This is a genomic window from Variovorax sp. 01T439_2, assembly GCF_056398445.1.
Genome location: NZ_JBFTPJ010000791.1, coordinates 1 through 2,833, shown reverse-complemented (window position 1 = coordinate 2,833; position 2,833 = coordinate 1). Strand labels below are relative to the sequence as shown.

Annotated in this window: 3 protein-coding genes; 1 reads left to right on the top strand and 2 read right to left on the bottom strand. The window is 70.5% G+C overall.

Going from position 1 to position 2,833, the window contains the following annotated elements:
• The coding region (locus AC1DOC_RS27835) for a lipoprotein insertase outer membrane protein LolB (RefSeq protein ID WP_478130935.1) at window positions 1-488 on the bottom strand (488 nt) is incomplete at its 3' end.
• Window positions 485-2,335 carry a tetratricopeptide repeat protein gene (locus AC1DOC_RS27830; RefSeq protein WP_478130934.1) on the bottom strand — a complete coding sequence of 617 codons (1,851 nt, stop codon included), beginning with the start codon at window positions 2,333-2,335 and terminating at the stop codon, window positions 485-487. The genes AC1DOC_RS27835 and AC1DOC_RS27830, both read right to left, overlap by 4 nt.
• A 71-nt stretch (window positions 2,336-2,406) precedes the next feature.
• On the opposite strand from AC1DOC_RS27830, the gene AC1DOC_RS27825 reads away from it, so the two are divergent.
• On the top strand, window positions 2,407-2,833 hold a 427-nt coding region (locus AC1DOC_RS27825; RefSeq protein WP_478130933.1), incomplete at its 3' end, for a DNA-formamidopyrimidine glycosylase family protein.

Sequence of the window (2,833 nt, the reverse complement as noted above, 5' to 3'; positions counted from 1 at the left end):
GGGCCGGGAGACTCGCGGGTGGCCTGCAGTCGGCCGTTCGCGACCTGCGCGAGGTCGGGCCGCCAGCCGGGTACGGGCTCGTTGCGGCCCGCGAGCCAGCCGAACAGCGCACCGACCGGTATGGCGGCGCCCGTGGCGGCCTCGATCAAGGCATCGACAGATTCGAAGCGCCGGATCTCGCTGCCGTTCTTGAGCAGGGCCTGGCCGGGCGACCAGTGCAGTTGGGCCAGGGTGCTGCCGATCGGGCTCGTGAGCGAGAGCTCGCCCGCTTCGGGGGAGCCGCGCAATTCGAACAATGCCGAGAAGGTCTGCACCGGCTGGCTGTCGATGCGCAGCGACATGCGGCCGCTCCAGCTGTCCGCGCTTCGGGGCGCGGAGGGGCCGCCCGCCAGCTGGGCGCAGCCGGCCATCGAGAGCAGCGCGGCCCCGCCCGCGAGCAGGAGGGCGCGGCGGCCGCCATCGGCCAGCCGGGGGGCGGGCACACTCACGGCTTGACCCGCAGGCGCTTGAGCGTTTCCTGCAGGGTCTCGTTCTCGGCGTCGCTCAGCAGGGCTTCCTTCCAGATCGTGACCGCGCGGTCCTTCTGGCCGGTGGCCCAGAGCACCTCGCCGAAATGCGCGCCGATCTCCGGATCGGGCCGGGTCTTGTAGGCCGTCTCGAGGATGCGGATGGCCTCGGTCGTGTTGCCCAGCCGGAATTCCACCCAGCCCAGGCTGTCCGCGATGAAGGGGTCTTCCGGCGCCAGCTGCACGGCCTTCTGGATCAGCGTGCGGGCCTCGTCGAGGCGGATCTTGCGATCGGCAAAGGAGTAGCCGAGCGCGTTGTAGGCGTTCTGGTTCTCGGGCTTGAGCTCGATCAGCCTGCGCAGCAGCCGCTCCATCTCGTCGAGGCGGTTGAGCTTTTCGGCCACCATGGCCTGGTCGTAGACCAGGTCGCTGTCGTTCGGGGCGGCGGCAGAAGCCTGCGCCAGCATGTCGTAGGCCGCCTGGTACTGCTTGGCATCGCGCAGCAGCTGCACTTCGGCGAGGAATTTCTGCTTCTTGTCCTCGGGCGCACGCTCGGGCAGGCCGCGCACGAGTTCGCGCGCCTGCGGCAGCTTGCCCTGGCGCGCCAGCAGGCCCGCGCGGCGCGTCTGCGCGACCACGAGCTCGTCGGTGCCGTCGACGCGTGCGAGCCAGCGCTCCGCGGCCGTGAAGTCCTTGCGGCGCTCCGCCAGCTGCGAGAGCACGAGGTAGGCCTGGGTGGTGCCGCGCTGGCGATCGTCCGGGTCTTTCTGGTTGGCCGCCAGATCGATGTAGCGCTTGAGCGAGGTTTCGGCTGCCGCGTCCTGCCGGGCCTGCGCCTGCAGGCTGCCAAGCAGCAGCCAGGGCTCGGCCAGTTCGGGCCGGGCCGCGGTGAGCGCCTGCAGCTGCGCGGTGGAATCCGCATAGCGGCGGTTCTCGACCAGCACGCGCGCGTAGGCGATGCGCAGGTCGGGCGGCGCCTTCGGGTTGTTGGCCAGGTAGCGCGTGACGATCGGCTCCGCGAGCGGCTGGCCGGGGTCGATCATCTCGAGCGCAAGTGYGGCCGGAGCATCGGAGGCGGGGTCCATCTGCTGGCCCTTGAACGCGGCGTCCAGTGCGCCCGAGGTGTCGCCGGCATTCAGGCGCATGCGGCCGATGGTGGCCCAGGCCAGCGCACCGGTGGCCGGGCTCTTGAGTTCGTCGGCCAGCGCCTGCTCGACCACCGAGGCGGCCTGCTTCTTGTCTGAGGCGCGCGAGTAGTTGCGCGCGATCACCGCCATCAGCAGCGGCTTCTCGATCTGCGGCGTGGCCGCGATCTCGGCCCGCAGCGGCTCCACCGTTTCGCCGATGCGGTTGAGCGCGATCAGTATCTGCAGCTCGATGCGCCGTGCATCACGCGAGTTGGGCAGCGTTTCCTGCCATGCGCGCGAGGCCGCGAGCGCCGCGTCGCCGGAGCGCGACTGCAGCGCGATCTCGACCGCGCGCTGGAACAGCTTGCCGTCGCGCAGCCGCCGGGCTGCATCGAGCACCAGCGCATAACCCGATCCGGGGTCGCCGGAGCGCGCGGTCATCTCGCCCATCAGGATTTCGTAGAACAGCTCGGCCGTCAGTGCGGAGCGCTGGGCCTCGGGGTCGCCGGCCGGCTTCGCGGCGGCTGCGGCAGCGGCCGGCGCCGGCTTGGTGCCGGGGCGGGAGGGTGCCGGCCGTTCGATGATGGGTGCCGGGCTCCTGGGCGCGGCGGGATCGGAGCTTTGCGCATGCGCGGCACAAGCCAGCAGCAGGACGAAAGACGCGGCCGCCGCAAGGCGGTGTCGGCGGAGCGATGGAATCATCGAACCATAATAATCCAAGCTTTTGAGCGAGCACCGCGTGGGGCTTCGTCGCAGCCCGGAGTTTTTATTTCATGCCAGAGCTTCCCGAAGTCGAAGTGACGCGGCGCGGTTTTGCCGAGCGCATTGCCGGTGCACGCATCGATGCGGTCCGCATCGGCAAACCCTTGCGCTGGGCACTCATGGTGATGCCCGAGGCACTGGTCGGGCGCCGCGTGCTGCAGGTGCGCCGGCGCGGAAAGTACCTGCTGATCGACCTGGACCGCGGCCTCCTGCTGCTGCACCTGGGCATGTCGGGCAGCCTGCGCTTCGATGCGGCGCTGCCTGCGCCGGGCGTTCACGACCACTTCGATCTGGTGACCGAACTCGGCACGCTGCGGCTGAACGATCCGCGCCGCTTCGGCGCCGTGGTCTACGTGGAGGACGAAGCCGCGCCCTGGGCCATCAAGCTGCTTGGCGGCCTCGGCATGGAGCCGCTGGGCGACGGCTTCGACCTGGACG